The organism is Leifsonia sp. ZF2019 (assembly GCF_019924635.1).
Classification (GTDB): Bacteria; Actinomycetota; Actinomycetes; order Actinomycetales; family Microbacteriaceae; genus Leifsonia.
Window position 1 is genome coordinate 3656419 of record NZ_CP065037.1, and the last position, 22177, is coordinate 3678595.

18 protein-coding genes are annotated in these 22177 nt (G+C 72.6%); 12 read left to right on the forward strand and 6 right to left on the reverse strand.

Annotation, left to right across the window (positions count from 1 at the left end; all coding sequences use genetic code 11):
- Positions 1–172 precede the first annotated feature (172 nt).
- Positions 173–1567, reverse strand: coding sequence for a pyridoxal phosphate-dependent decarboxylase family protein (locus IT072_RS17950; protein WP_442786774.1), 1395 nt, complete (start codon positions 1565–1567; stop codon positions 173–175).
- Positions 1568–1678: 111 nt separating this feature from the next.
- Positions 1679–2230, reverse strand: coding sequence for a helix-turn-helix domain-containing protein (locus tag IT072_RS17955; protein WP_223358197.1), 552 nt, complete (start codon positions 2228–2230; stop codon positions 1679–1681).
- Positions 2231–2261: 31 nt separating this feature from the next.
- On the opposite strand from IT072_RS17955, the gene IT072_RS17960 reads away from it, so the two are divergent.
- From IT072_RS17960 to IT072_RS17975, 4 genes are all read left to right on the forward strand, one after another.
- A complete protein-coding gene (locus IT072_RS17960; RefSeq protein ID WP_223358198.1) occupies positions 2262–3227 on the forward strand; it encodes a DMT family transporter in 966 nt (321 codons plus the stop codon).
- Positions 3228–3269: 42 nt separating this feature from the next.
- Complete coding sequence (locus IT072_RS17965) at positions 3270–4217, forward strand: GlxA family transcriptional regulator (protein WP_223358199.1); 948 nt, start codon at positions 3270–3272, stop codon at positions 4215–4217.
- Between the two features lie 246 nt (positions 4218–4463).
- Positions 4464–5462, forward strand: coding sequence for a type I glyceraldehyde-3-phosphate dehydrogenase (gene gap / locus IT072_RS17970; protein ID WP_223358200.1), 999 nt, complete (start codon positions 4464–4466; stop codon positions 5460–5462).
- Positions 5463–5555: 93 nt separating this feature from the next.
- Positions 5556–6467: an aminoglycoside phosphotransferase family protein gene (locus IT072_RS17975; protein WP_327058919.1), complete on the forward strand. Its 912-nt coding sequence runs from the start codon at positions 5556–5558 to the stop codon at positions 6465–6467.
- An 88-nt stretch (positions 6468–6555) separates the two neighbouring features.
- Here IT072_RS17975 and IT072_RS17980 read toward each other — a convergent pair whose 3' ends face one another.
- Positions 6556–8700, reverse strand: a complete 2145-nt coding sequence (locus IT072_RS17980; RefSeq protein ID WP_223358201.1) for a DEAD/DEAH box helicase — start codon at positions 8698–8700, stop codon at positions 6556–6558.
- Between the two features lie 266 nt (positions 8701–8966).
- On the opposite strand from IT072_RS17980, the gene IT072_RS17985 reads away from it, so the two are divergent.
- From IT072_RS17985 to IT072_RS18000, 4 genes are read left to right on the forward strand one after another with little or no spacing between them, the layout of a single operon-like run.
- Complete coding sequence (locus IT072_RS17985; protein WP_223358202.1) at positions 8967–10430, forward strand: phytoene desaturase family protein; 1464 nt, start codon at positions 8967–8969, stop codon at positions 10428–10430.
- Positions 10431–10434: 4 nt separating this feature from the next.
- A complete protein-coding gene (locus IT072_RS17990; RefSeq protein WP_223358203.1) occupies positions 10435–10869 on the forward strand; it encodes an SRPBCC family protein in 435 nt (144 codons plus the stop codon).
- Positions 10870–10926: 57 nt separating this feature from the next.
- On the forward strand, positions 10927–11199 hold the full coding sequence (locus IT072_RS17995) for a DUF2277 domain-containing protein (RefSeq protein ID WP_223358204.1): 273 nt from the start codon (positions 10927–10929) through the stop codon (positions 11197–11199).
- A 60-nt stretch (positions 11200–11259) separates the two neighbouring features.
- Positions 11260–13623 (forward strand): ATP-binding cassette domain-containing protein, encoded by a 2364-nt coding sequence (locus tag IT072_RS18000; RefSeq protein ID WP_223358205.1) that lies wholly within the window; start codon positions 11260–11262, stop codon positions 13621–13623.
- 384 nt (positions 13624–14007) lie between these two features.
- On the opposite strand, the gene IT072_RS18005 is transcribed toward IT072_RS18000, so the two are convergent.
- The gene (locus IT072_RS18005) at positions 14008–14394 is read right to left on the reverse strand and encodes a phage holin family protein (RefSeq protein ID WP_223358206.1); all 387 of its coding nucleotides are present in this window, start codon (positions 14392–14394) and stop codon (positions 14008–14010) included.
- A gap of 66 nt (positions 14395–14460) precedes the next feature.
- Here IT072_RS18005 and IT072_RS18010 point away from each other — a divergent pair, with 66 nt between their 5' ends.
- A complete protein-coding gene (locus tag IT072_RS18010) occupies positions 14461–15648 on the forward strand; it encodes a S1C family serine protease (RefSeq protein ID WP_223358207.1) in 1188 nt (395 codons plus the stop codon).
- Between the two features lie 105 nt (positions 15649–15753).
- Here the strand turns inward: IT072_RS18010 and IT072_RS18015 are convergent, their stop codons facing one another.
- Positions 15754–16512, reverse strand: a complete 759-nt coding sequence (locus tag IT072_RS18015) for an IclR family transcriptional regulator (RefSeq protein ID WP_223358208.1) — start codon at positions 16510–16512, stop codon at positions 15754–15756.
- Between the two features lie 126 nt (positions 16513–16638).
- Here IT072_RS18015 and hutH point away from each other — a divergent pair, with 126 nt between their 5' ends.
- Genes hutH through hutI form a run of 3 tightly spaced genes read left to right on the forward strand, consistent with a single transcriptional unit; the run spans position 16639 to position 21094 of the window.
- Positions 16639–18201, forward strand: a complete 1563-nt coding sequence (hutH, locus tag IT072_RS18020; protein WP_223358209.1) for a histidine ammonia-lyase — start codon at positions 16639–16641, stop codon at positions 18199–18201.
- A 35-nt stretch (positions 18202–18236) separates the two neighbouring features.
- Entirely contained in the window at positions 18237–19916 is a 1680-nt protein-coding gene (gene hutU, locus IT072_RS18025; protein ID WP_223358210.1) for a urocanate hydratase, read from the forward strand.
- Positions 19916–21094: an imidazolonepropionase gene (gene hutI / locus IT072_RS18030; RefSeq protein WP_223358211.1), complete on the forward strand. Its 1179-nt coding sequence runs from the start codon at positions 19916–19918 to the stop codon at positions 21092–21094. Before hutU ends, hutI begins: the two co-directional genes overlap by 1 nt.
- A gap of 135 nt (positions 21095–21229) precedes the next feature.
- On the opposite strand, the gene IT072_RS18035 is transcribed toward hutI, so the two are convergent.
- Positions 21230–22144, reverse strand: a complete 915-nt coding sequence (locus IT072_RS18035) for an arginase family protein (RefSeq protein WP_223358212.1) — start codon at positions 22142–22144, stop codon at positions 21230–21232.
- Between the last annotated feature and the right edge of the window lie 33 nt (positions 22145–22177).

The window sequence follows — 22177 nt, forward strand, 5'->3', positions numbered from 1 at the left end:
CACACTGCCCAACGACCCCAACAACGCTAGGAACTCAGCCCGACGCCGATCCTGCTCCTCCGAAAACGACACGGTGGTCGCAACCTCCCGAAAACCGGAGTGTTGCGACCACCATTAGAACCCGCCCATCCCGGGTGCGGGCCTCCGTCGTGTCAGCGGGTCGACGCGGGCGTCACATCGTGTCGAGGATGGCCACGAGGTCCTCGAACGTCGTGAGGGGGTTCAGGATCGCGAACCGCGTGTTCGGCCGCCCGGCGTGCGAGCTCGGCGTGACGAAGGCGCGCTGCTCCTCGAGCAGGCGCGCCGACCAGCGAGCGTAGTCCTCCTTCGTCCAGCCCTCGCGCTCGAAGACGACGACGGAGAGCTGCGGCCTGCGCACGAGCCGGAAGCCGTCACGCCCCTCGATCTCCGCGGCGATCCGCTCGGCGAGCCGCAGCGAGGCCGTGACCGCCTCCCGGTACGCCGCGGCCCCGTGGCTGGCGAGTGAGAACCAGAACGGCAGCCCCCGCGCCCGCCGAGTGAGGTGCACGGCGTAGTCCGACGGGCTCCACTCGGCGGCATCGGTCAGTGTGTCGAGATACTCGGCGTGCTGCGTGTGCGCCCGTCGGCCCGCCTCCGGATCCCGGTAGATCAGCGCGCACGCGTCGAAGGGCGCGAACAGCCACTTGTGCGGGTCGACGATCACCGAGTCCGCGTGCTCGACACCGGCGAACCTCGGGCGGGCCAGCGGGGAGAGCATTCCGGCGAGCCCGTAGGCACCGTCGATGTGCAGCCAGAAGTCGTGCTCGGCCTTCAGCGCGGCGATCGAGGCGATGTCGTCGACGATGCCGAAGTTGGTGGACCCTCCCGTCGCGACGACGGCGAACACCGCGTCCCCGTACTGCTCGAGCGCGGGGCGCACGGCCTCGCCGGTGAGGATGCCCGACTCCCCCGGGGAGACCGGGACGACCTCCACATCCATGACGCGTGCCGCCGACGCGACCGACGAGTGCGCCTCCGCGCTGCACACGATCACCCACCGGCCGGACGGCGTGCGACCCTGGGCGCGGGCGTGATCGCGCGCGGCGACGAGGGCGGAGAGGTTGCCGAGCGTACCGCCCTGCACGAACACTCCGCCGGCGGTCGCGGGCAGCCCGAACTCGGCGGCGAGCCACGCAAGCACCTGGTTCTCCGCGTAGACCGCGCCGGACCCCTCCAGCCATGAACCTCCATAGACGGCGCTCGCCGAGACGACGAGGTCGAATGCGGTCGCCGCCTTGGTGGGGGCGGTCGGGATGAACGACAGGTACTGCGGGTGGTCCGTCGTGATGCAGGCCGGGGCGAGCACGTGCTCGAACACGGCCAGCGCACGCTCGGCGCCCATACCACCCTCGGAGACGGTCTGCCCGGCGAGGCGGCGCAGCTCGGACTCGGGCAGGGGCTTGTCGAGTGGGGTGTCGGTGCTCAGAATGCGGCGGCGCGAGTAGTCGAGCACGAGATCGACGAGCTCGCGCGTCTCGGGCGTGACGGCGTGCATCCGGTCTGCGGACTGCGGGGACTGGGCGTTCATGGGACCTCCGCGGTCCATGCTTTCACACGGAATGAGCAGGAGTGCAGCAGCAGACGCGGATTCGGTGCGTGGTTGTCCATCAGTGCGCACGTATCGTGCGCTGCCGTCGCACCCAACGGCGGCGACTGCTCACGAGACCACGAGCCGGACGAAGCGCACCCCCTCGTCCCCGGCCGCCGCGTAGGAGTAGCGCTGCGCACTGGAGTAGATGACGTGGTCGCCCGCTCCGAGCTCCGAGACACCGTCCTCCCGCTCGATCACGAGGCGGCCGGCGGTCACGAAGACGATCTCGTGCCAGCCGGCCGGATCGGGCTCGGCGTCGTAGCGGTCGCCCGCGGCGAGCGCCCAGGTCCACAGCTGTGCGTCGGCGCGGGCGGGCACGGCTCCGACCAGCGCGGCGACACTCTCCGTCGAGGCACCGCGCCAGGCGACCGCGTTGACCGCGATCGCCGGGGCCGACGGCTCGGCGACGAGCGTGACGAAGTCGGTGTCCAGCGCCGCGGCGATGCGGTCGAGCCCGGAGAGGCTGATGTTGGCCTCCCCCGCCTCCAGGTTGATGATCGTGCGACGGCTGATCCCGGAGCGGTCGGCGAGAGCCGCCTGACTGAGTCCGTGCTCCTGGCGGAGGCGGCGGAGGTTGCCGGCGACGTGGGCGAGGACATCCGAGCCGTGCTCTGGCATGTGCACCATTCTGCACCATAGAATGTGCAGGATGCTGCACACGCCCGTTGAGAGCCGCGAACCCGCGCGGCGACGCCTCCCCATCAGCCGCCAGGAGGGCGCGCTGCTGGGGATCACCGCACTGTGGGGCTCGACCTTTCTCATCGTGCATCTCGCCATGCAGCACAGCGGTCCGTGGTTCTTCGTCGGCCTGCGCTTCGCGGTCGCCGGGCTGGTCGGCATCGTCGTGTTCCACCGCGCCCTGCGCGGGATGCGCTGGCGCGACGTGGGGGCGGGCGCCGCGATCGGCTTCTCGATCGCGCTGGGCTACGGCCTGCAGACGATGGGCCTGCAGACGATCAGCAGCAGCACCTCCGCCTTCATCACCGCGCTCTACGTGCCGCTCGTGCCCCTGCTGCAGTGGCTCGTGTTCCGCCGCGCGCCACGCGCGCTCACCCTGGTCGGCGTCGCGCTCGCCTTCGTCGGTCTGCTGCTGCTCGCCGGACCGGACGCGCTGACCATCGGCCTCGGCTGGGGCGAGATCGCCACCCTCATCAGCACGCTGCCGATCGCGGCGGAGATCCTGCTGATCGGATTCTTCGCGAAGTCGGTGGACGCCGGGCGCGTCACCGTCGTGCAGCTGCTCGTCGCGGGGGCGGTCGGCTTCATCGCCATGCCGTTCGCCGGAGAGGCCGCGCCGTCCTTCTCGTGGGCCTGGCTGCTGCCCGGCATCGGCCTCGGCGTCGCGAGCTGCGTCATCCAGCTCACGATGAACTGGGCGCAGCGTTCGGTCTCGCCGACCCGGGCGACCATAATCTACGCCGGAGAGCCGGTGTGGGCAGGCCTCATCGGACGCATCGCGGGCGACCGCCTCCCGCCGATCGCGATCGCCGGGGCCTGCCTCATCGTCGCCGGTGTCATCGTGAGCGAACTGCGGCCCGGGAGGCGGAGGGCCGCCGATCCCGCCCCCGCCGCTCCCTCGTCCTCCGGCGCGGACCCGCAGCCCGACCTCGGCTAGACTCCGGCGCGCGGGCGTCTCCTGCCCGCGGAAGGAGCTCGGATGACCGCCCGGGACCATCGCGTCGCCGTCCTCGTGCTCGAGGGCGCGAAGCCGCTCGACGTCGGAATCCCGTCCCAAGTGTTCGCCCACCGGCCGAGCATGCCGTACGAGGTGCACGTGTGCGGCGCCGAACCGGGCCTCGTCACCGGCGGCGACGGACTCTCGTACCACGTCGCCGACGGGCTCGGCGCGCTGGAGTGGGCCGACACCGTCTTCGTGCCCGGCTACCGCGAGCCCGCGCGCACCGAGCCTCCCGCCGCCGTCGTCGAGGCGCTGCGCCGAGCCCACGACCGCGGCGCCCGCCTGGCCGCCATCTCGACCGGCGCGTTCGCGCTGGCCGCGACGGGGCTGCTCGACGGCCGCCGCGCCACCACGCACTGGCATTACACGCGCGCCCTCGCCGAACGGCACCCCTCGATCCGGGTCGACGAGAACGTGCTCTTCGTCGACGAGGGCGACGTCCTGACCTCGGCGGGCGCCGCCTCCGGGATCGACCTGTGCCTGCACCTCGTGCGACGCGACCACGGCGTCGCCCTGTCCAACCGTGTCGCACGCCGCCTCGTCGCCGCGCCGTACCGCAGTGGAGGCCAGGCGCAGTACGTTCCGCGCAGCGTCCCCGAGCCCTTGGGCGACCTGTTCGCGGAGACACGGGAGTGGGCGCTCGGCCGGCTCGCGGAGCCGATCGCGCTGGCCGATCTCGCCCGCAACGCCAACGTCTCGGAGCGCACCTTCTCGCGCCGCTTCGTCGAAGACACCGGCTACACGCCGATGCAGTGGGTGCTGCGAGCCCGCGTCGACCTCGCACGCGAGCTGCTCGAACGCAGCGATCTCGGTGTGGAGCAGATCGCCCACCGGGTCGGCCTCGGCACCGGCGCCAACCTCCGCCTGCACTTCCACCGCATCCTCGGCACCTCCCCCACCGACTACCGCCACACCTTCTCCGCCTAACCCCCCTCCCCCTCCCCTCCCCTCCCCTCCCCCCAGACGGCACAGCGAGGCGGCTCGAAATCGCACGAAAAGCTCCGAGGCGGCGCACTATTCGCCGCCTCGACGTCGCAGGGTGCGGATGGGTGGCGGGATGCTTGGGCGCAGTGGCGAGGACCGTGGCGGGATGCTTGCGGGAGGTGTCCACGCAGCCACTTTCGTGGCGCACGCGGAGTGCTGACGATGGAAGGCGCAACGAAAGGACTCCCCATGACCCGCATCGCCGTCAACGGCTTCGGCCGCATCGGACGAAACACCCTCCGCGCCCTCCTCGAGCGTGACACCGACCTCGAGGTCGTCGCCGTCAACGACCTGACCGCGCCCGACGCCCTCGCCCAGCTCCTCCGGTTCGACAGCTCGCTCGGCCGCCTCGGCCGCCCGGTCGAGGTCGACGGCAGCGCCCTCGTCGTCGACGGCCGCCGCATCGAGGTGCTCGCCGAGCGCGACCCCGAGAACCTGCCGTGGGCGGAGCTCGGCGTCGAGATCGTGCTGGAGGCCACGGGCCGCTTCACGTCCGCCGAGGCCGCCCGCGCCCACCTGCGCGCGGGCGCCGAGCGCGTGCTGGTGAGCGCCCCGTCCGACGGCGCCGACGTCACCCTCGCCTACGGCGTGAACACGGACGCGTACGACCCGGCCGCGCACACCATCGTCTCCAACGCCTCCTGCACCACGAACGCCCTCGCACCGCTGGCGAAGGTGCTGGACGACCTCGCGGGCATCGAACACGGCTTCATGACGACCGTGCACGCCTACACGCAGGAGCAGAACCTCCAGGACGGCCCGCACCGCGACCCGCGCCGCGCCCGCGCGGCCGGCGTCAACATCGTGCCCACCACGACCGGAGCCGCCAAGGCGATCGGCCTGGTGCTCCCGGGCCTCGATGGCAAGCTGTCGGGCGACTCCATCCGCGTGCCCGTCCCGGTCGGCTCGATCGTCGAGCTCAACACGACGGTCGCCCGCGAGGTCACCCGCGACGAGGTGCTCGCCGCCTACCGTGCCGCCGCCGAGGGTTCGCTGGCCGGCATCCTGGAGTACTCGGAGGACCCGCTGGTCTCCAGCGACATCACCGGGCAGCCCGCGTCCTCCATCTTCGACTCCGCGCTCACCCGCGTGGACGGCAAGCACGTGAAGGTCGTCGCCTGGTACGACAACGAGTGGGGCTTCTCCAACCGCGTCGTCGACACCCTCACCCTCCTCGCCCGGTCCTGATCCGTCTTGCGAGACGTGAGTCGTTGCGGGGTGGAGGCACGTCCTCACCCGCAACGACTCACGTCTTGCGGCCGGTCTGTTAGCGTCGAGCGGGTGCACTCAGGATCCACTCCGACGGCGGACATCGCCGCCGACGCCACGCTCGTCGCGCGCATGATCGCCGAGCAGCACCCCGATCTCGCCGGCCCGCTGCGGCTGGTCTCCGACGGGTGGGACAACCGCATCTTCCGGCTCGGCGACGACCTCGCGGTCCGCGTGCCGCGGCGGGAGGCCGCCGCCCACCTCATCGAGCACGAGCAACGCGTCCTCGCCGCGATCGCCGAGCGCGTCGCCGTCCCCGTCCCCGCCCCCGTGCGCGTCGGCGTGCCGAGCGTGACCTTCCCCTGGCCGTGGAGCATCGCCCGCTGGCTGGAGGGGGTCGACGGCGCATCGGTCGACGCCTCCGCCCGCGCCGTGATCGCGGAGCCGCTGGCGGGCTTCCTGCGCGCTGTGCACATCCCCGCGCCCGCCGATGCGCCAGTCAACCCGGTCCGCGGCGTTCCGCTCGCGACGCGCGACATCGCCGTCCGCGAGCGCCTGGCGATGCTCGCCGCCCGCCCTGACACCGTGGCCTCCACCGACGCCCTGCTCGCCGTGTGGGAGGACGCGCTGGCCGCTCCGCTGTGGACCGGGCCGGCGCTCTGGCTGCACGGCGACCCCCACCCCGGCAATCTCCTGCTCCGCACCGACGCCAGTGGCACCGTGGAGGGCCTCGCCGCGGTCATCGATTTCGGGGACGTGACCGCCGGCGACCCGGCGACCGATCTCGCGACGGCCTGGCTCACCTTCGACGCACCGGCCCGCGCCGAGTTCCGGGAGACGCTGGACGGCTCCGTCGACGAGGCGACGTGGCGACGCGCACGCGGCTGGGCGGTCATCATGGGCACGGCACTGGCGGCGAACTCCGACGACAGCCCGCGCATGGCGTCCCTCGGCCGGCACGCGCTGGCACAGCTGACCGGCTGACCGCCGGCCGCCCGCAACACAGGAGCCCCCGCCCACCGCTCAGCAGACGCTGCGCGACGGACGGGGGCTCCGCGCTTCGGGCCTCCGCTTACGCGTCGGCCCCGGCGAGCGCGGACGCCTGGGCGAGGTCGGTGACCAGCTGATCGCCCGGGATGACCGGGACGAACTCGGCCTCGATCTCGGCGCGGTCGAGCAGGTCGTTCATGCGGCGCTGGCGCTGGCGCGGGATGAGCGTCACGACCGTGCCCTGCTTGCCGGCGCGGCCGGTGCGGCCGGAGCGGTGCAGATAGGTCTTGTACTCGTCCGGCGCATCGGCCTGGATGACCAGGTCGATGTCGTCCACGTGGATGCCGCGGGCGGCGACGTCCGTCGCGACGAGCACGTTGACGCGGCCGCTCGTCAGCTGCTGCAGGTTGCGGGTGCGCCGGGACTGGTTGAGGTCGCCGTGGAGGCTGACCGCGGGGATGCCCGCGTCGTCCAGCTGGTCCGCCAGCATCTCGGCGAAGGCGCGGGTACGGGCGAAGATCAGCGTCTTGCCCTCGCGGTCGGCGAGCTGCTCGATGATGGCCGGCTTGTCACGGTGCTCGATCACGAGCACGCGGTGATCGATGGTGGAGGACGCCTGGTCCTCCCCCGCGACCTCGTGCACGGCGGGCTCGACGAGGAACTCGTCGACGAGCTGGGCGACCCCGGTGTCGAGGGTCGCCGAGAAGAGCAGCTTCTGGCCGCCCTCGGCGGTCTCGCGCAGGATGCGCTGCACCGGCTCGAGGAAGCCGAGGTCGCACATGTGGTCGGCCTCGTCGAGGACGCTGATGACGACCTGGCTGAGGTCGAGACGACCCTGCTCCACGAGGTCCTCGATGCGGCCCGGGGTGCCGATCACGATGTCGACGCCGCGCTGAAGGGCACCGACCTGACGGCCCTGCGGCACGCCGCCGTAGATCTGGGTGGTGAAGAGGCCGACGCTGCGGGCGATCGGCTGCACCGTGCGGTCGATCTGGAGGGCCAGCTCGCGGGTGGGGGCGAGGATCAGGGCGCGCGGGGCGCGTCCGATCTGGCGCTTGCCGCCCGACTTGCCCGACTCCGCCCAGAGCTGCATGAGGCGCTCGACCAGAGGGGCGCCGAAGGCGATCGTCTTGCCGGAGCCGGTGCGGCCGCGGCCGAGCACGTCCTTGCCGGACATCACGTCGGGGGCTGTGGCGGCCTGGATCGGGAACGGCCTCTCGGCGCCGAGCTCGGCGAGGGCGCGCACGACGTTGCCGCCGAAGCCCAGGTCGGCGAAGGTCACGCCGTCGACGTCCTCCGCCTGGATGGCGTCGGCCTCGAGCCGCTCGAGCACGACGTCGTCCTGCGCGTTGTAGGCGGGCTTGCCGTCGCGGGACGGAAAGAAGGAGGAGTCGCGACGCGGGGCACGGTCGCCGCGGTCGTCGGACGAACGACGCGGACGGTCGTCGTACTCGCGACGCGGCCGCTCGGCGCGGTCGTCGAAGGAACGTCGCGGGCGGTCGGAGAAGTCGCGACGCGGGCGGTCGGAGAAGTCGCGACGCGGGCGCTCGGCGCGGTCGCCGCGGTCGTCGAACGAACGACGCGGACGGTCGTCCTCGCGACGCGGGCGCTCGGCACGGTCGTCGAACGAACGGCGGGGACGGTCGTCATAGTCGCGACGCGGGGCACGGTCGCCGCGGTCGTCCAACGAACGACGGGGACGGTCGTCCTCGCGACGCGGGCGCTCGGCACGGTCGTCGAACGAACGGCGCATGCGGTCGGCACGGTCGTCCGCCGTGCGGCGCGGACGGTCGTCGTACTCGCGACGCGGAGCACGGTCGCCCCGGTCGTCGAAGGAACGACGTGGGCGGTCGTCGTACTCGCGACGCGGGGCCCGGTCGCCCCGGTCGTCGAACGACCGACGCGGGCGGTCGTCGTCGCGGCGCGGCCGGTCATCGCGGCCGGCGCGACCGCGGTTGTCCCACTCGCGCTCGGTGCGGCGGGCGTCTTTGCCGCGGGGCTCCCAGTTCGGGCGCTCTCCGCGACCACGGCCGCCGGCGCTGTCGGAGGCATCACGGGTGCCGTAGACGGAACGGCCGCGCTCGGCACTCGCGCCGCGCTTGGCCCGGTCGTCGGCGGACCAGCGGGCCTTCTTGCCCGCGGTCTGCTCCTCGGGGCGATAACCGCGGTGCTTGGGGCTCTTGCTGCCGACCTGCTTGGGCCGGTCGTTCTTCTTGTACGGGGGCATGCGTCGTTCTTCCTGGGTTGAGTTCAAGTGCGCGGCGGCGCGCTGAAGCGCACCGGGGATTCCCCGACGAACATCGTCCGGGGCCGTTCACATCGTGATTGTCCGCACCACCGATCGGGTGCGGAACCGGCCCGCTTGACTTACAAACCCATCCGCGCGCCACATGCGCGGTGCCAAGAGCCGACCGTTCAACGATACAGGATGGATGCTGGGAGCGGGCTGCCGATCCTCACGACCGCGGGCGACCTCCGGGGTATACAGGAGTCATGTCCTCCGATTCCTCCGTCGACGCCGTCGTGATCGGCTCCGGCCCCAACGGGCTCGCCGCGGCCGTGACGCTGGCCCGCGCCGGTCTCGCCGTCCGCGTGTACGAACGCAACGCGACGGCCGGAGGCGGGATGCGGACCGAGGAGGTCACCCTCCCCGGCTTCCGCCACGACCTGTGCTCCGCCGTGCACCCCCTGGCCTTCGCGTCGGGCTTCTTCCGCCGGTTCGGGCTGGCGGATCGGGTGCGGTTCATCACACCGACCGCCTCGTACGGTCACCCGCTCGACGGTGGACGCGCAGCCCTCGCCTATCGCGACCTGGAGCGCACGGCCGACGCGCTCGGCCCCGACGGAGCCGCCTGGCGCGCGCTGATCGGCCCGCTCGCGCGGCACGCGGACGAGGTGGCGCAGTTCACCGGCTCCGCGGTGATCCAGCTCCCGCGGCACCCGCTCGTCGCCGCCCGTCTCGGCGCGACGGCGCTGCTGCAGGGCGGCCCCTGGTGGAACCTCCCCTTCCGCACCGAGGAACCGGGCGCCCTGCTGGCCGGAGCCTTCGCGCACACGACGGTCGCCCTCCCGAGCGTCGCGGGCGCCGCCGCCGGGCTGACCCTCGTCAGCTATGCGCACGCCCGGGGCTGGCCTGTACCGATCGGCGGGTCGCAGAGCATCGCGAACGCCCTCGTCGCCGATCTGGAGGCGCACGGCGGCGAGGTCGTGACCGGGGCCGAGATCACCAGCCTGGGCGACCTCCCCGACGCGCGCGCCATCGTGTTCGACACCCACGTGCGTGCGGCCGCGCGCCTCGGCGAGGACCGCCTCGCCGCCGGGTACCTGCGCCGGGTCTCGCGATTCCGCGACGGCAACGGCGTATGCAAGGTCGACTTCGCCCTGTCCGGCCCGGTGCCGTGGACGAACCCTGAGCTGAACGAGACCGCGACCGTCCACCTCGGGGGCTCGCGGCCCGCGGTCGCCCGCTCGGAGCGTGCGGTCGCGGCCGGGCGGCTCGGTGACGATCCGTACGTGCTCGTCTCGCAGCCCTCCCTCTTCGACGGATCCCGGGCACCGCTCGGTAAACATGTCCTCTGGGCGTACACGCACGTCCCGCGGGGCTCCTCCGCCGACCGCACCGAGGCCGTCATCCGGCAGATCGAACGGTTCGCCCCGGGCTTCCGCGACCTCGTGCTCGCCAGCACGTCCCGCACCGCCGTGCAGATGGAGCAGTACAACCCCAACTACGTCGGCGGCGACATCTCGACGGGGATGCCCGATTTCCGCCAGCTCATCGCCCGCCCCGTGCTCTCCCCGGACCCGTGGCGGATGCCCGGCCGCGGCCTGTACCTCGCGTCCGCCTCCGCCGCGCCCGGCCCTGGTGTGCACGGGCTCGGCGGCTACTACGCGGCGCGGAGCGCGCTGCGCCACGAGTTCGGCGTGACCCGCATGCCGTCGCTAGCGCCCGAAGGGTGACATCGTGTCCGTGACCGTCCGCCGTCTCGACTGCACTCCCGAGCAGGTCTTCGCCGTGCTCGCCGACCCGTGGGTCTACCCGAGCTGGGTGGTCGGCGCGTCCCGCATGCGGGCGGCGGACGACGGATACCCTGCCGCGGGTTCGCGGCTGCACCACTCCATCGGGGTGTGGCCGTTCGTGCTGAACGACGAGACCCGCGTCGACGAATGGGACCCGCCACGACGGATGGTGCTGCAGGCCAAGACGCGTCCCTTCGGAGAGGAGCGTGTCGTGATCGACGTCCGCCCACGCGGCGCGGGATGCCTGGTGCGGATGGAGGAGCACCCGGTCGCGGGGCCGGCGCGCCTCATCCCGCGCCCGATCGCCGACCTCGTGCTGCACGTGCGCAACGCCGAGTCGTTGCGCAGGCTGGAGTGGGCGGCGCGCGGACGGGCGTAGCGCCGTCGCGGCCCGACGGGCATGGCGACGACGCCGCGCCCGGCGTACCCTCCCGGTATGTGCCGCAACATCCACGTCCTCCACAACTTCGAGCCCGCGGCCACCTCTGACGAGGTGCGCGCCGCCGCGCTGCAGTACGTGCGCAAGGTGTCCGGGTCGACCACGCCCTCCCAGGCGAACGCCGCGGCGTTCGACGAGGCTGTCGCGGAGATCGCCCACGCGACCCAGCACCTCCTCGATCACCTGACGACCTCCGCCCCGCCGAAGAATCGCGAGGTGGAGGCGGAGAAGGCGAAGGCGCGGTCGGCGCAACGCTTCGCCCAGGTCTAGCTCTCTGCACCGTCGGCCCCACCCGCTAGCGTGGGAGGCGTCGCACCGAGGGAGAGACCCATGAGCACGCCCACCACTCACGTCGCCGACACCCACGACCTGCTGCGGGTGCAGGGCGCCCGCGAGAACAACCTGAAGGACGTCAGCGTCGAGCTCCCGAAGCGGCGGCTGACCGTGTTCACCGGGGTCTCCGGCTCGGGCAAGAGCTCGCTGGTGTTCGGGACGATCGCCGCCGAATCGCAGCGGATGATCAACGAGACCTACAGCGCGTTCGTGCAGGGCTTCATGCCCACGCTGGCCCGACCGGACGTCGACGTGCTCGAGGGGCTGACGACCGCGATCATCGTCGACCAGGAGCGGCTCGGAGCGAACGTGCGGTCGACCGTCGGCACGGCGACGGACGTGAACGCGATGCTGCGCATCCTGTTCAGCCGGCTCGGGCAGCCGCAGGTGGGGTCACCGCAGGCGTTCTCCTTCAACGTGGCGTCGGTGCACGGCGACCGGGCCGTGACGATCGAGCGCGGCTCCGGCAAGGCGGAGGCCGGCAGCTTCACCATCACCGGTGGGATGTGCCCGCGCTGCGAGGGGATGGGGACGGTCAACGAGATCGACCTCGCGCAGCTGTACGACGGCACCCGATCGCTCTCCGAGGGCGCGATCACGGTCCCGGGCTACACGGCCGACGGCTGGGCGGTGCGGCAGTACGCCGAGTCCGGGTTCCTCGACGCGGCGAAGCCGATCGACGACTATACGGACGCCGAGCTGAAGGACTTCCTCTACAAGGAGCCGACGAAAGTCAAGATCTCCGGCATCAACATGACCTACGAGGGGCTCGTGCCGAAGATCCAGAAGTCCTTCCTGTCGAAGGACCGCGACGCCCTCCAGCCGCACATCCGCGCGTTCGTCGACCGCGCCGTCGCGTTCACGACCTGCCCGGACTGCGGCGGCACGCGCCTCAACGAGGGAGCCCGCTCCTCCCGCATCGACGGCGTGAACATCGCCGACGCGTGCGCGATGCAGATCAGCGACCTCGCGGAATGGGTACGCGGGATCGACGAGCCGTCGGTCGCTCCCCTCCTCTCGAACCTGCGGCACACGCTCGACTCGTTCGTCGAGATCGGGCTCGGCTACCTCTCCCTCGACCGGCCCTCCGGCACGCTGTCGGGCGGGGAGGCGCAGCGCACCAAGATGATCCGGCACCTCGGATCGTCGCTCACCGACGTCACCTACGTGTTCGACGAGCCGACCATCGGGCTCCACCCGCACGACATCCAGAAGATGAACGAACTGCTGCTGCGACTGCGCGACAAGGGCAACACGGTGCTCGTGGTGGAGCACAAGCCCGAGGCGATCGCGATCGCCGACCACGTCGTCGATCTCGGTCCGGGCGCGGGGACCGCGGGAGGCACCATCTGCTTCGAGGGCACCGTGGAGGGGTTGCGGGCGAGCGGCACCCTCACGGGCCGCCATCTCGACGACCGCGCCGCGGTCAAGGATGCGGTTCGCACCCCCTCCGGCGCCCTGCCCGTGCGCGGGGCGACCGCCAACAACCTGCACGACGTCGACGTGGACATTCCGCTCGGAGTGCTCGTCGTCGTGACCGGGGTGGCGGGCTCGGGCAAGAGCTCCCTCATCCACGGCTCGGTGTCGTCGCACGACGACGTCGTCTCGATCGACCAGGGTGCGATCCGCGGCTCACGACGCAGCAACCCCGCCACCTACACCGGCCTGCTGGAGCCGATCCGCAAGGCGTTCGCGAAGGCGAACGGCGTGAAGCCCGCCCTGTTCAGCGCCAACTCCGAGGGCGCGTGCCCGACCTGCAACGGCGCCGGGATGATCTACACGGATCTCGGGGTCATGGCGAGCGTCGCCACCGTCTGCGAGGAGTGCGGGGGCAAGCGGTTCCAGGCCTCGGTGCTCGAATACACTCTCGGCGGCAAGGACATCAGCGAGGTGCTGGCGATGCCGGTCACGGAGGCGCGCGAGTACTTCCGCGAGGGCGAGGCGCGCACCCCGGCGGCGAGCGCCATCCTGGACCGCCTGGAGGATGTCGGCCTCGGCTACCTCGCCCTCGGCCAGCCGCTCACCACCCTCTCCGGCGGCGAGCGCCAGCGGCTCAAGCTGGCCACCCACCTCGGCGAGAAGGGCGGCGTCTACGTGCTCGACGAGCCGACCACGGGCCTGCACCTGGCCGACGTCGAGCAGCTCCTCGGCCTCCTGGACCGGCTCGTCGACTCCGGCAAGTCGGTCATCGTGATCGAGCACCACCAGGCCGTCATGGCCCACGCCGACTGGATCGTCGACCTCGGCCCTGGCGCGGGGCACGACGGCGGCCGCGTGGTCTTCGAGGGCACGCCGGCCGAGCTGGTCGCAGCGCGCTCGACCCTGACGGGCGAGCACCTGGCGCGCTACGTGGGGGCCTGACGCGGCCAGGCGCTCAATACGTCGCGCGCCCCCGCTGACGTCGTAGACGCCCCCGTGGAGAAGCTCAGCCCGCCGGAGGCGAGCCGGGCGACGAGCATCGTCGCCGGATTCCACTGAAGATGGAAAGGAAGGGGCCACCCCGGTGACGCGCGGGCAGCGGAGAGGTGTCCGATCGGTGAACACACCCGCGCCCCCACCGATCCGCCGGCCCAGCGCCTTACAACGTGAGCCCCGACGTCCCTCCCCGCCTCACATTTGGACCGAATGTGCACTCTGGCGCCGACGCCATTCCCCACATTTGGTCCGAATCGCAAGGCTCGCACCACGCCACGGTCGGCACTGTCGGGCGTGCTCGGCGGCGTAGCGGCGTTGCGAAGCGCCGCCTCAGGCGCGGGAGGCGGTGACCTTCTTCTTCAGGAAGATCAGCGGCAGCAACCAGGTGCCGAGCGCCGTGACGAGCCACACCACCAGGGCCGCGAGGATCCACGTCGCGAAGTCATCGACACGGATACCGCCGGGGAACAACGACGCGATGATCAGCGCCACGAGCGTCGACACGAGCCCGATTCCGCCGAGCACCGCCGACGCGTACTTGCGCGCCAGGTTGAAGATGAACGGCGCCAGCACGCTCTGCGCGATGGCGAAGACCACGATGGCGACGAGACCGCCGGCCCACTCGAGATGGAACCCGGGCAGCAGCCACATGGCCACCAGCAGTCCGAGAGCGGCGGTCACGACGAAGATCGCCGCACGGATGAGGAACCTGACCATGCCAGGACAGTAGCGCCACGCGCTCCGGCGCCGCTAACCTTGCGCACGATCGACCAGGGAGGCGCCGTGACAGACCGCGACGAGCAGTCGGAGAACGCTCCGAACGACGGCGCCGACGCGCCGACCGGGTCGACATCAGAAGGGGTGAGCACCGAGCCGACGACCACGACGCCGGCCGACCTCGCGCCGACCCCCGCATCCCGCACCTCCTGGGCCACCGCCCTCCTCGTCACCGGTTCGGCCCTCGCCCTCATCGCCGGCGGATTCATCGCGGGCACCATCACGACGACCGCGCTTACGGCGGGTGCGTCCGGAGCCTGCGACGCCTCCTCGGTCGCGAACGGCGTCCTGCCCACGATCGTCACGATCTCCGTCACCTCCTCCTCGGGCGGCCGCAGTAACGGCAGCGGTCAGATCATCGCGGACGACGGCTACATCCTCACGAACAACCACGTCATCTCGCCCGCGGCCTCCGGAGGCTCCCTCTCGGTGCGCTTCAGCGACGGGCACGACCTCGACGCCCGGCTCGTCGGCCGCGACCCGAAGACCGACCTCGCGGTGGTGAAGGTCGACGACGACGAGCCGCTGCCGGTCATCTCGATCGGCGACTCGGGCGCCCTGTCCGTCGGGCAGCCCGTGGTCGCCCTCGGCGCGCCGCTGGGGCTGTCGAGCACCGTCACCGCCGGCATCGTCAGCGCGCTCGGCCGCACCGTCCCCGTCCCGAGCGACGACGACCGCAATGCGGTGCTGGTCGGCGCCATCCAGACCGACGCCTCCATCAACCCGGGCAACTCGGGAGGCGCGCTCGTCGATTGCCGCGGGCGTCTCGTCGGCGTGAACACCGCGATCGCGACCGTGCCGGGCAGTGGAGGCCAGAGCAGCACGGGCAGTGTGGGCATCGGCTTCGCCGTGCCGGAGTCCTCGGCGATGCGGATCGCGCACGAGCTCATCGACAAGGGAAAGGTCTCGTACCCCACGGCGGGCCTCTCCGTCCTCCCGATCCCGCCCGGCGTCGCCGCCGCCTACGGCATCGCCGACGGCCTCTTCGTGCAGTCCATCGACGCGGGAGGCCCGGCGGCCGACGCCGGGCTGCAGGCCGGGGATGTCGTCACCGCCCTGAACGGGACGCCCGCCAGCAGCGTCGACGTCCTCACGGCAGTGCAGATCACCTCCCGGCCCGGCGACGAGGTCGCGGTCACCTTCGTGCGCGGAGGCCGCTCGCACGACACGACCCTCACCCTCGCCGAGGGCTGAGCGGCCCCCTCTCCCGCCACAGGGGTCCCACTCCGCCGCTCTGATCGGCGCAATGCGGCAGAGTGCGACCCCTGTGCGGCAGCGGAGCGCCCGACGCCTCCCGCCTCAGCTCCCGCGGATGCGCCGCGACAGCTCCGCCGCCGCATCCCGCACCCGCGCGGCGAGCGTCTCCCATTCCGTGTGGGGCACGTTCTCGCGCGGGAACGTCACCGCGATCCCCGCAGCCGGCCAGCCGGCGTGATCGCGCACCGACACGGCGACGGACGCGAAGCCGGGCGTGACGTCTCCGTCCTCCGTCGCGAACCCGCGTTCGCGCACCTCCGCCAGCACCCGGCGCAGCTCGCCGTAGGTGTGCGGTCCGGCGCCGGTGCGCTCCTCGAAGGCGTCTCGGTCGGGGTACAGGGCGCGCAGCTGCCCGGCAGGGAGGGTCGCGAGCAGCGCCCGGCCGCTGGCGGTCAGGTGAGCCGGAAGGCGCACCCCCACATCCGTCACGAGCCGCGGCCGGCGGGGCGCACGCTCCTCCACGATGTACACGACGTCGCGCCCGTGCAGCACGGCCACGTGTCCGGATTCGCCGATCGCGTCGACCAGACCGGCGACGATCGGGCGGCCGAGCCTGCTCAGCGGCTGCTGGCGTGAGAAGGCGCTCGAGAGCTCGTAGGCGGCGACGCCGAGACCGTAGCGGCGCGCCTCCGGGAAGTGGAGGACGAACCCGTGGTCTCCGAGCACGGTGAGCAGGTGGTAGACGGTGGAGCGCGGCAGAGCAAGCGCCGTCGCGATGCTCGCCGCCGGAACCGGTCCTCGCTGTGCGGCGAGGTGGCCGAGGATGCGGAGGGTGTTCTCTGCAGCGGGGACCTTGCTCATCGACCCATCCTCTCGCGGGCGCGCGGCGGGGGAGGCCGCCCTGCCTCCCGGGCGCCGTCTGGGATCCCGGACACGGATGAGTGTACAGCCGACCCGAGCGCATGCCCCCGCGGCGAGGATCGGAGCATGCTCGTCACCACCTCCACCGACATCAGTGCCGTGACCGTGGGCGGCGCACCGCTCACCATCGCGGACGTCGTCGCCGTCGCCCGCCACGACGCCCGCATCGAGCTCGACCCGAATGCGCTCGAGACCGTCGCCGCCTCCCGCGCGATCGTGGAAGCGCTGGCCGACGACACGGAGCCGCACTACGGCATCTCGACCGGCTTCGGCGCGCTCGCGACCACATTCATCCCGGCCGAGCGGCGCGCGCAGCTGCAGGCGAGCCTCGTGCGCTCGCACGCCGCGGGCAGCGGACCGGAGGTCGAGCGGGAGGTCGTCCGCGCGCTCATGCTGCTGCGCCTCGCGACCCTCGCGACCGGCCGCACCGGCGCCACCCCGCGCACGGTCGAGACCTACGCCGCCGTGCTCAACGCGGGCATCACGCCGATCGTCCGGGAGTACGGCTCGCTCGGCTGCTCGGGAGACCTCGCGCCGCTCGCCCACTGCGCGCTGGCGGCGATGGGCGAGGGGCAGGTCAGGGTCGATGGCGAGCTCGTGGACGCAGCGGACGCCCTGGCCGCCGCCGGCATCGAGCCGGTCGTTCTCGCCGAGAAGGAGGGCCTGGCGCTCATCAACGGCACCGACGGGATGCTCGGAATGCTGTCGCTCGCCCTCCACGACCTCCAGCGCCTCCTCACCACCGCCGACATCGCGGCCGCCCTCAGCGTCGAGGCGCTCCTCGGCACCGACGCGGTCTTCGCGGACGACCTGCAGCGGCTGCGCCCGCAGACCGGGCAGGCCGTCTCGGCCGGCAATCTGCGCGACCTGCTCGCCGGCTCGCCGCTCGTCGCCAGCCACAAAGGCACCGAGTGCACGCGCGTCCAGGATGCCTATTCTCTGCGCTGCGCCCCGCAGGTCCACGGCGGAGCCCGTGACACCGCCGCACACGCCACGACCGTCGCCGAGCGCGAACTGGCCTCCGCTATCGACAACCCCGTCCTGACGCTCGACGGCCGGGTGGAGTCGAACGGCAACTTCCACGGCGCGCCCGTGGCCTACGTGCTCGACTTCCTCGCCATCGTCGTGGCGGACGTCGCGAGCATGTCCGAACGGCGCACCGACCGCTTCCTCGACCCGGCCCGCAACCAAGGCCTCCCACCGTTCCTCGCCCACGAGGTGGGGGTCGACTCCGGCCTGATGATCGCGCAGTACACCGCAGCGGGCATCGTCTCGGAGTTGAAGCGGCTCGCGGCCCCGGCTTCGGCCGACTCCATCCCGTCGTCCGCCATGCAGGAGGATCACGTGTCGATGGGATGGGCCGCGGGCCGCAAGCTCCGCCGGGCCGTCGACGGGCTCACGCGGGTGCTCGCGATCGAAGTGCTCACGGCCTCGCGCGGCGCCGACCTCCGGGCGCCCCTCGGCCAGGCTCCCGCCACCGGTGCGGTCACCGCGGCGCTTCGGAAGGCCGTCGCCGGTCCCGGGCCGGACCGCTACCTCTCCCCCGAGATCGAGGCCGCGGTCGCGCTCGTCGCCTCCGGCACCCTCGCCGACGCCGCCGAGAGCGCCCTCGGCCACGCCCTCCGCTGACCTGAGCCCACGACCACGACGAAGGAGCCGACACCATGGATGGAGCGAGAGCAGTGCGCGCCCCGCGCGGCACCCAGCTGACCGCCAAGAGCTGGCAGACGGAGGCGCCCCTCCGGATGCTGATGAACAACCTCGACCCGGAGGTCGCGGAGCGTCCCGACGACCTGGTCGTCTACGGAGGCACCGGCCGTGCGGCCCGCAGCTGGGAGGCGTTCGACGCGATCGTCGAGACCCTCCGCGACCTGGAGCCCGACGAGACCCTGCTGGTGCAGTCGGGCAAGCCGGTCGGCGTCTTCCGCACGCACGAGTGGGCGCCGCGCGTGCTCATCGCCAACTCGAACCTCGTCGGCGACTGGGCGACCTGGCCCGAGTTCCGCCGCCTCGAGGCCCTCGGCCTCACGATGTACGGCCAGATGACGGCCGGCTCGTGGATCTACATCGGCTCGCAGGGCATCCTCCAGGGCACGTACGAGACCTTCGGCGCCGTCGCCCGCAACAGGTTCGGGGGCAGCCTCGCGGGGACGCTCACGCTGACCGGCGGCTGCGGCGGGATGGGCGGCGCCCAGCCCCTCGCCGTCACGCTGAACGGGGGTGCCGTGCTCATCGTCGATGTGGACCGCAGCCGCCTCCAGCGCCGCGTCGACCACGGCTACCTCGACGAGCTCGCCGACGACCTGGACGACGCCGTCGCCCGCGCGGTCGCGGCCAAGGAGGAGGGCCGCGCGCTCTCCGTCGGCGTGGTCGGCAATGCCGCCGAGGTCTTCCCCAAGCTGCTGCGCCGGGCCGTTCCGATCGACATCGTGACCGATCAGACGAGCGCGCACGATCCGCTCAGCTATCTCCCCCTCGGCGTCTCCGTCGACGAGTGGCACGACCGCGCCGCCGCCGACCCCGAGGCGTTCACGCAGGCCGCACGCGCCTCCGTGGCGGCCCAGGTGGAGGCCATGGTCGGCTTCCTCGATGCCGGTGCCGAGGTCTTCGACTACGGCAACTCCCTCCGTACCGAGGCGCAGCTGGGCGGGTACGACCGCGCCTTCGCCTTCCCCGGATTCGTGCCGGCGTACATCCGGCCGCTCTTCGCCGAGGGCAAGGGGCCGTTCCGCTGGGCGGCGCTCTCCGGCGACCCGGCGGACATCGCCGCGACCGACCGCGCCATCCTGGACCTCTTCCCCGAGGACGAGCACCTGCGCCGCTGGATCACCCAGGCGGGCGAGAAGGTGCCGTTCGAGGGCCTCCCGGCGCGGATCTGCTGGCTCGGCTACAAGGAGCGCCACCTCGCCGGCCTGAGGTTCAACGAGATGGTCGCGAGCGGCGAGCTCCGCGCCCCGATCGTCATCGGCCGCGACCACCTGGACTCCGGCTCCGTCGCCTCGCCGTACCGCGAGACCGAGTCGATGGCCGACGGCTCGGACGCCATCGCCGACTGGCCGCTGCTGAACGCCCTGCTCAACACCGCGTCGGGCGCCACCTGGGTCTCGCTCCACCACGGCGGCGGTGTCGGCATCGGTCGCAGCATCCACGCCGGACAGGTGATCGTCGCCGACGGTACGCCGCTCGCCGCGGAGAAGATCGAGCGCGTGCTCGTCAACGACCCGGGCACCGGGGTCATGCGGCACGTGGACGCGGGCTATGAGCGCGCGGTGGAGGTCGCCGACGAGCGCGGCCTGCGCGTCCCGATGCGGGAGCACGCGGCCCGGGAGGGGTCCCGCGGCTGATGTCACGGCAGCCGTCTTCCTCGACGCTCCTCACCGGGATCGGTGAACTGGTCACTTTCGACCCGCAGCACGACGGGCCACTCGGACTCGTCCGGGATGCGGCCCTGCTCACCGTCGACGGCCGGATCGAGTGGACGGGCCCGGCATCGCGCGCACCCCGGGGAGACGCGGACCGCGAGGTGGACGCGGGCGGCGCAGCCGTCATCCCGGGGTTCGTCGACAGCCACACTCATCTCGTCTTCGGCGGTGACCGCTCCGCCGAGTTCGAGGCGCGCATGGCGGGGCGGCCGTATTCCGCCGGCGGAATACGCAGCACGGTCGCGGCGACGCGCGCGGCTTCGGACGACGAGTTGCGTAACCGCCTCACCCGGTTCACGGCCGAGTTGCGCGCCCAGGGGACCACGACCTTCGAGGTCAAGAGCGGCTACGGCCTCACGGTCGCCGACGAGGAACGCGCCCTGCGCGTGGCGCGGGAGGTCACCACGGAGACCACATTCCTCGGCGCGCATGTCGTCCCCGCCGAGTACGCGGACGACCCTGCCGCCTATGTCGACCTGGTCGTCGGCCCCATGCTCGACGCGTGCACGCCGCACGCCCGCTGGATCGACGTGTTCTGCGAGACCGGCGCCTTCGATCCGGAGCAGTCGCGCCGCATTCTGACGGCGGGCGCGGCGCGCGGGCTGGGCGTGCGGGTGCACGCGAGCCAGCTGGGTCCCGGCGAGGGCGTCCTCCTGGCCGTCGAGCTCGACGCCGCCGCCGTCGATCACTGCACCTACCTCACGGACACCGATGTGGAGGCCCTCGCCGCTTCCGGCACGGTGGCCGGGCTCCTTCCCGGCGTCGAGTTCTCGACGCGGCACCCCTACCCCGACGCCCGCCGGCTCCTCGACGCCGGCGTCCGGGTCGCCCTCGCGAGCGATTGCAACCCCGGGTCGTCGTTCACCTCGTCCCTGGCGTTCTGTATCGCCGTCGCGGTGCGCGACATGGGCATGACCGTCGCGGAGGCGCTGCGGGCGGCCACTCTCGGCGGCGCCGAGTCCCTCCGCCGCGACGACGTCGGTCACCTCCGCCGCGGCGCCCGGGCCGACTACGTCGTCCTGGACGCGCCCTCGTACGTCCACCTCGCCTACCGCCCCGGCGTCCCCCTCGTCGCGCAGACGGTCATCGGCGGCGCGTAGCCGCGCGCCCGCGTGCGCCGCCCGCCGGCCACTCAGGGGTCGCAAACCGCCGGTATTAGGGCGCCAAAGCGGCAGAGCGCGACCCCTCTCACGCTCACAGCGCTCACGCCACTCACACCCCGCAAGCCGCGCGCGTCAGGATGCGCGGGACGCGAGCCCGGCCACAGCCTCCAGCACCAGGAGCGCGGCCAGCCGCACCGTGCGCTGGTCGGCGGCGTCGGCGGTCGCGTCCACCTCCGCGATGTCGAGCGACCGGACGCGCGGGGAGGCCGCGGCGAGGCGTGCGAAGCGGCGCAGCTCCCACGCCGCGAGGCCACCGGGGACTGAGGCCGGGCAGCCGGGTGCGACGGAACGGTCGCACACGTCCACGTCGAGGTCGACGTGGACCGGGCCTGCGGATGCCCCGGCGATGTCGAGCGCCTCCGCCATGACATCGTCGAGCGGACGGCCGTGGAGCGCGTCACGCGGGACCACCGTGATCCCGAGCTCCTCGGCCCGGCGCGTGTAGGCGGCCGAGTTCGCGAAGTCGGCGATCCCGATCTGGACGATCCGGGTGCCGGCGAGCCCCGCCTCCACGAGCCGGCGGACGGGTGAGCCGTTCGAGACGCCGTCTCGGAGGTCGTGGTGGGCGTCGAGGGTGATGAGCCCCGCCGTCCGCAGGTCATCGCCGAATGCGCCGAGAGCGGCGGGAACGGTCAGGGAGTTGTCGCCGCCGACCGCCACCGTGACGGTCGACCGGGCCGCGGCGGCCCGCATCGCCGCGATAGCGCGTGCCTCGCCCTCCGGGCCGTCCGGCTCCACGACATCGCCCTCGTCGACGAGCCGCAGGCGGTCGACCGCCGCGCCTGCGGTGTGGGTCGAATAGCGTCTCAGCGCGGATCGCACCGCGGCAGGCGTCGCGTGCGCCCCGGTCGGCGAGAGGGAGGTGCGCCAGGTCGGGAGTCCGAGCAGGGCGAGGTCCGCACGCGCGTCGTCCCCGAGCGTCTCGAGCGCGGGCCAGTCACCGGCCCGCGGCCAGAGCGGATCGACGGACAGCGCTGCGGTGCTCATAGCGCGACGATACCGAGCGGGGGATGCGCGGAC

Bases quoted from the DNA above. Each gene is read 5' to 3' on its own strand.
- IT072_RS17950 (WP_442786774.1), bottom strand. From the start codon at position 1,567: ATGGACCGCGGAGGTCCCATGAACGCCCAGTCCCCGCAGTCCGCAGAC.
- IT072_RS17955 (WP_223358197.1), bottom strand. From the start codon at position 2,230: ATGCCAGAGCACGGCTCGGATGTCCTCGCCCACGTCGCCGGCAACCTC.
- IT072_RS17960 (WP_223358198.1), top strand. From the start codon at position 2,262: ATGCTGCACACGCCCGTTGAGAGCCGCGAACCCGCGCGGCGACGCCTC.
- IT072_RS17965 (WP_223358199.1), top strand. From the start codon at position 3,270: ATGACCGCCCGGGACCATCGCGTCGCCGTCCTCGTGCTCGAGGGCGCG.
- gap (WP_223358200.1), top strand. From the start codon at position 4,464: ATGACCCGCATCGCCGTCAACGGCTTCGGCCGCATCGGACGAAACACC.
- IT072_RS17980 (WP_223358201.1), bottom strand. From the start codon at position 8,700: ATGCCCCCGTACAAGAAGAACGACCGGCCCAAGCAGGTCGGCAGCAAG.
- IT072_RS17985 (WP_223358202.1), top strand. From the start codon at position 8,967: ATGTCCTCCGATTCCTCCGTCGACGCCGTCGTGATCGGCTCCGGCCCC.
- IT072_RS17995 (WP_223358204.1), top strand. From the start codon at position 10,927: ATGTGCCGCAACATCCACGTCCTCCACAACTTCGAGCCCGCGGCCACC.
- IT072_RS18000 (WP_223358205.1), top strand. From the start codon at position 11,260: ATGAGCACGCCCACCACTCACGTCGCCGACACCCACGACCTGCTGCGG.
- IT072_RS18005 (WP_223358206.1), bottom strand. From the start codon at position 14,394: ATGGTCAGGTTCCTCATCCGTGCGGCGATCTTCGTCGTGACCGCCGCT.
- IT072_RS18015 (WP_223358208.1), bottom strand. From the start codon at position 16,512: ATGAGCAAGGTCCCCGCTGCAGAGAACACCCTCCGCATCCTCGGCCAC.
- hutH (WP_223358209.1), top strand. From the start codon at position 16,639: ATGCTCGTCACCACCTCCACCGACATCAGTGCCGTGACCGTGGGCGGC.
- hutU (WP_223358210.1), top strand. From the start codon at position 18,237: ATGGATGGAGCGAGAGCAGTGCGCGCCCCGCGCGGCACCCAGCTGACC.
- hutI (WP_223358211.1), top strand. From the start codon at position 19,916: ATGTCACGGCAGCCGTCTTCCTCGACGCTCCTCACCGGGATCGGTGAA.
- IT072_RS18035 (WP_223358212.1), bottom strand. From the start codon at position 22,144: ATGAGCACCGCAGCGCTGTCCGTCGATCCGCTCTGGCCGCGGGCCGGT.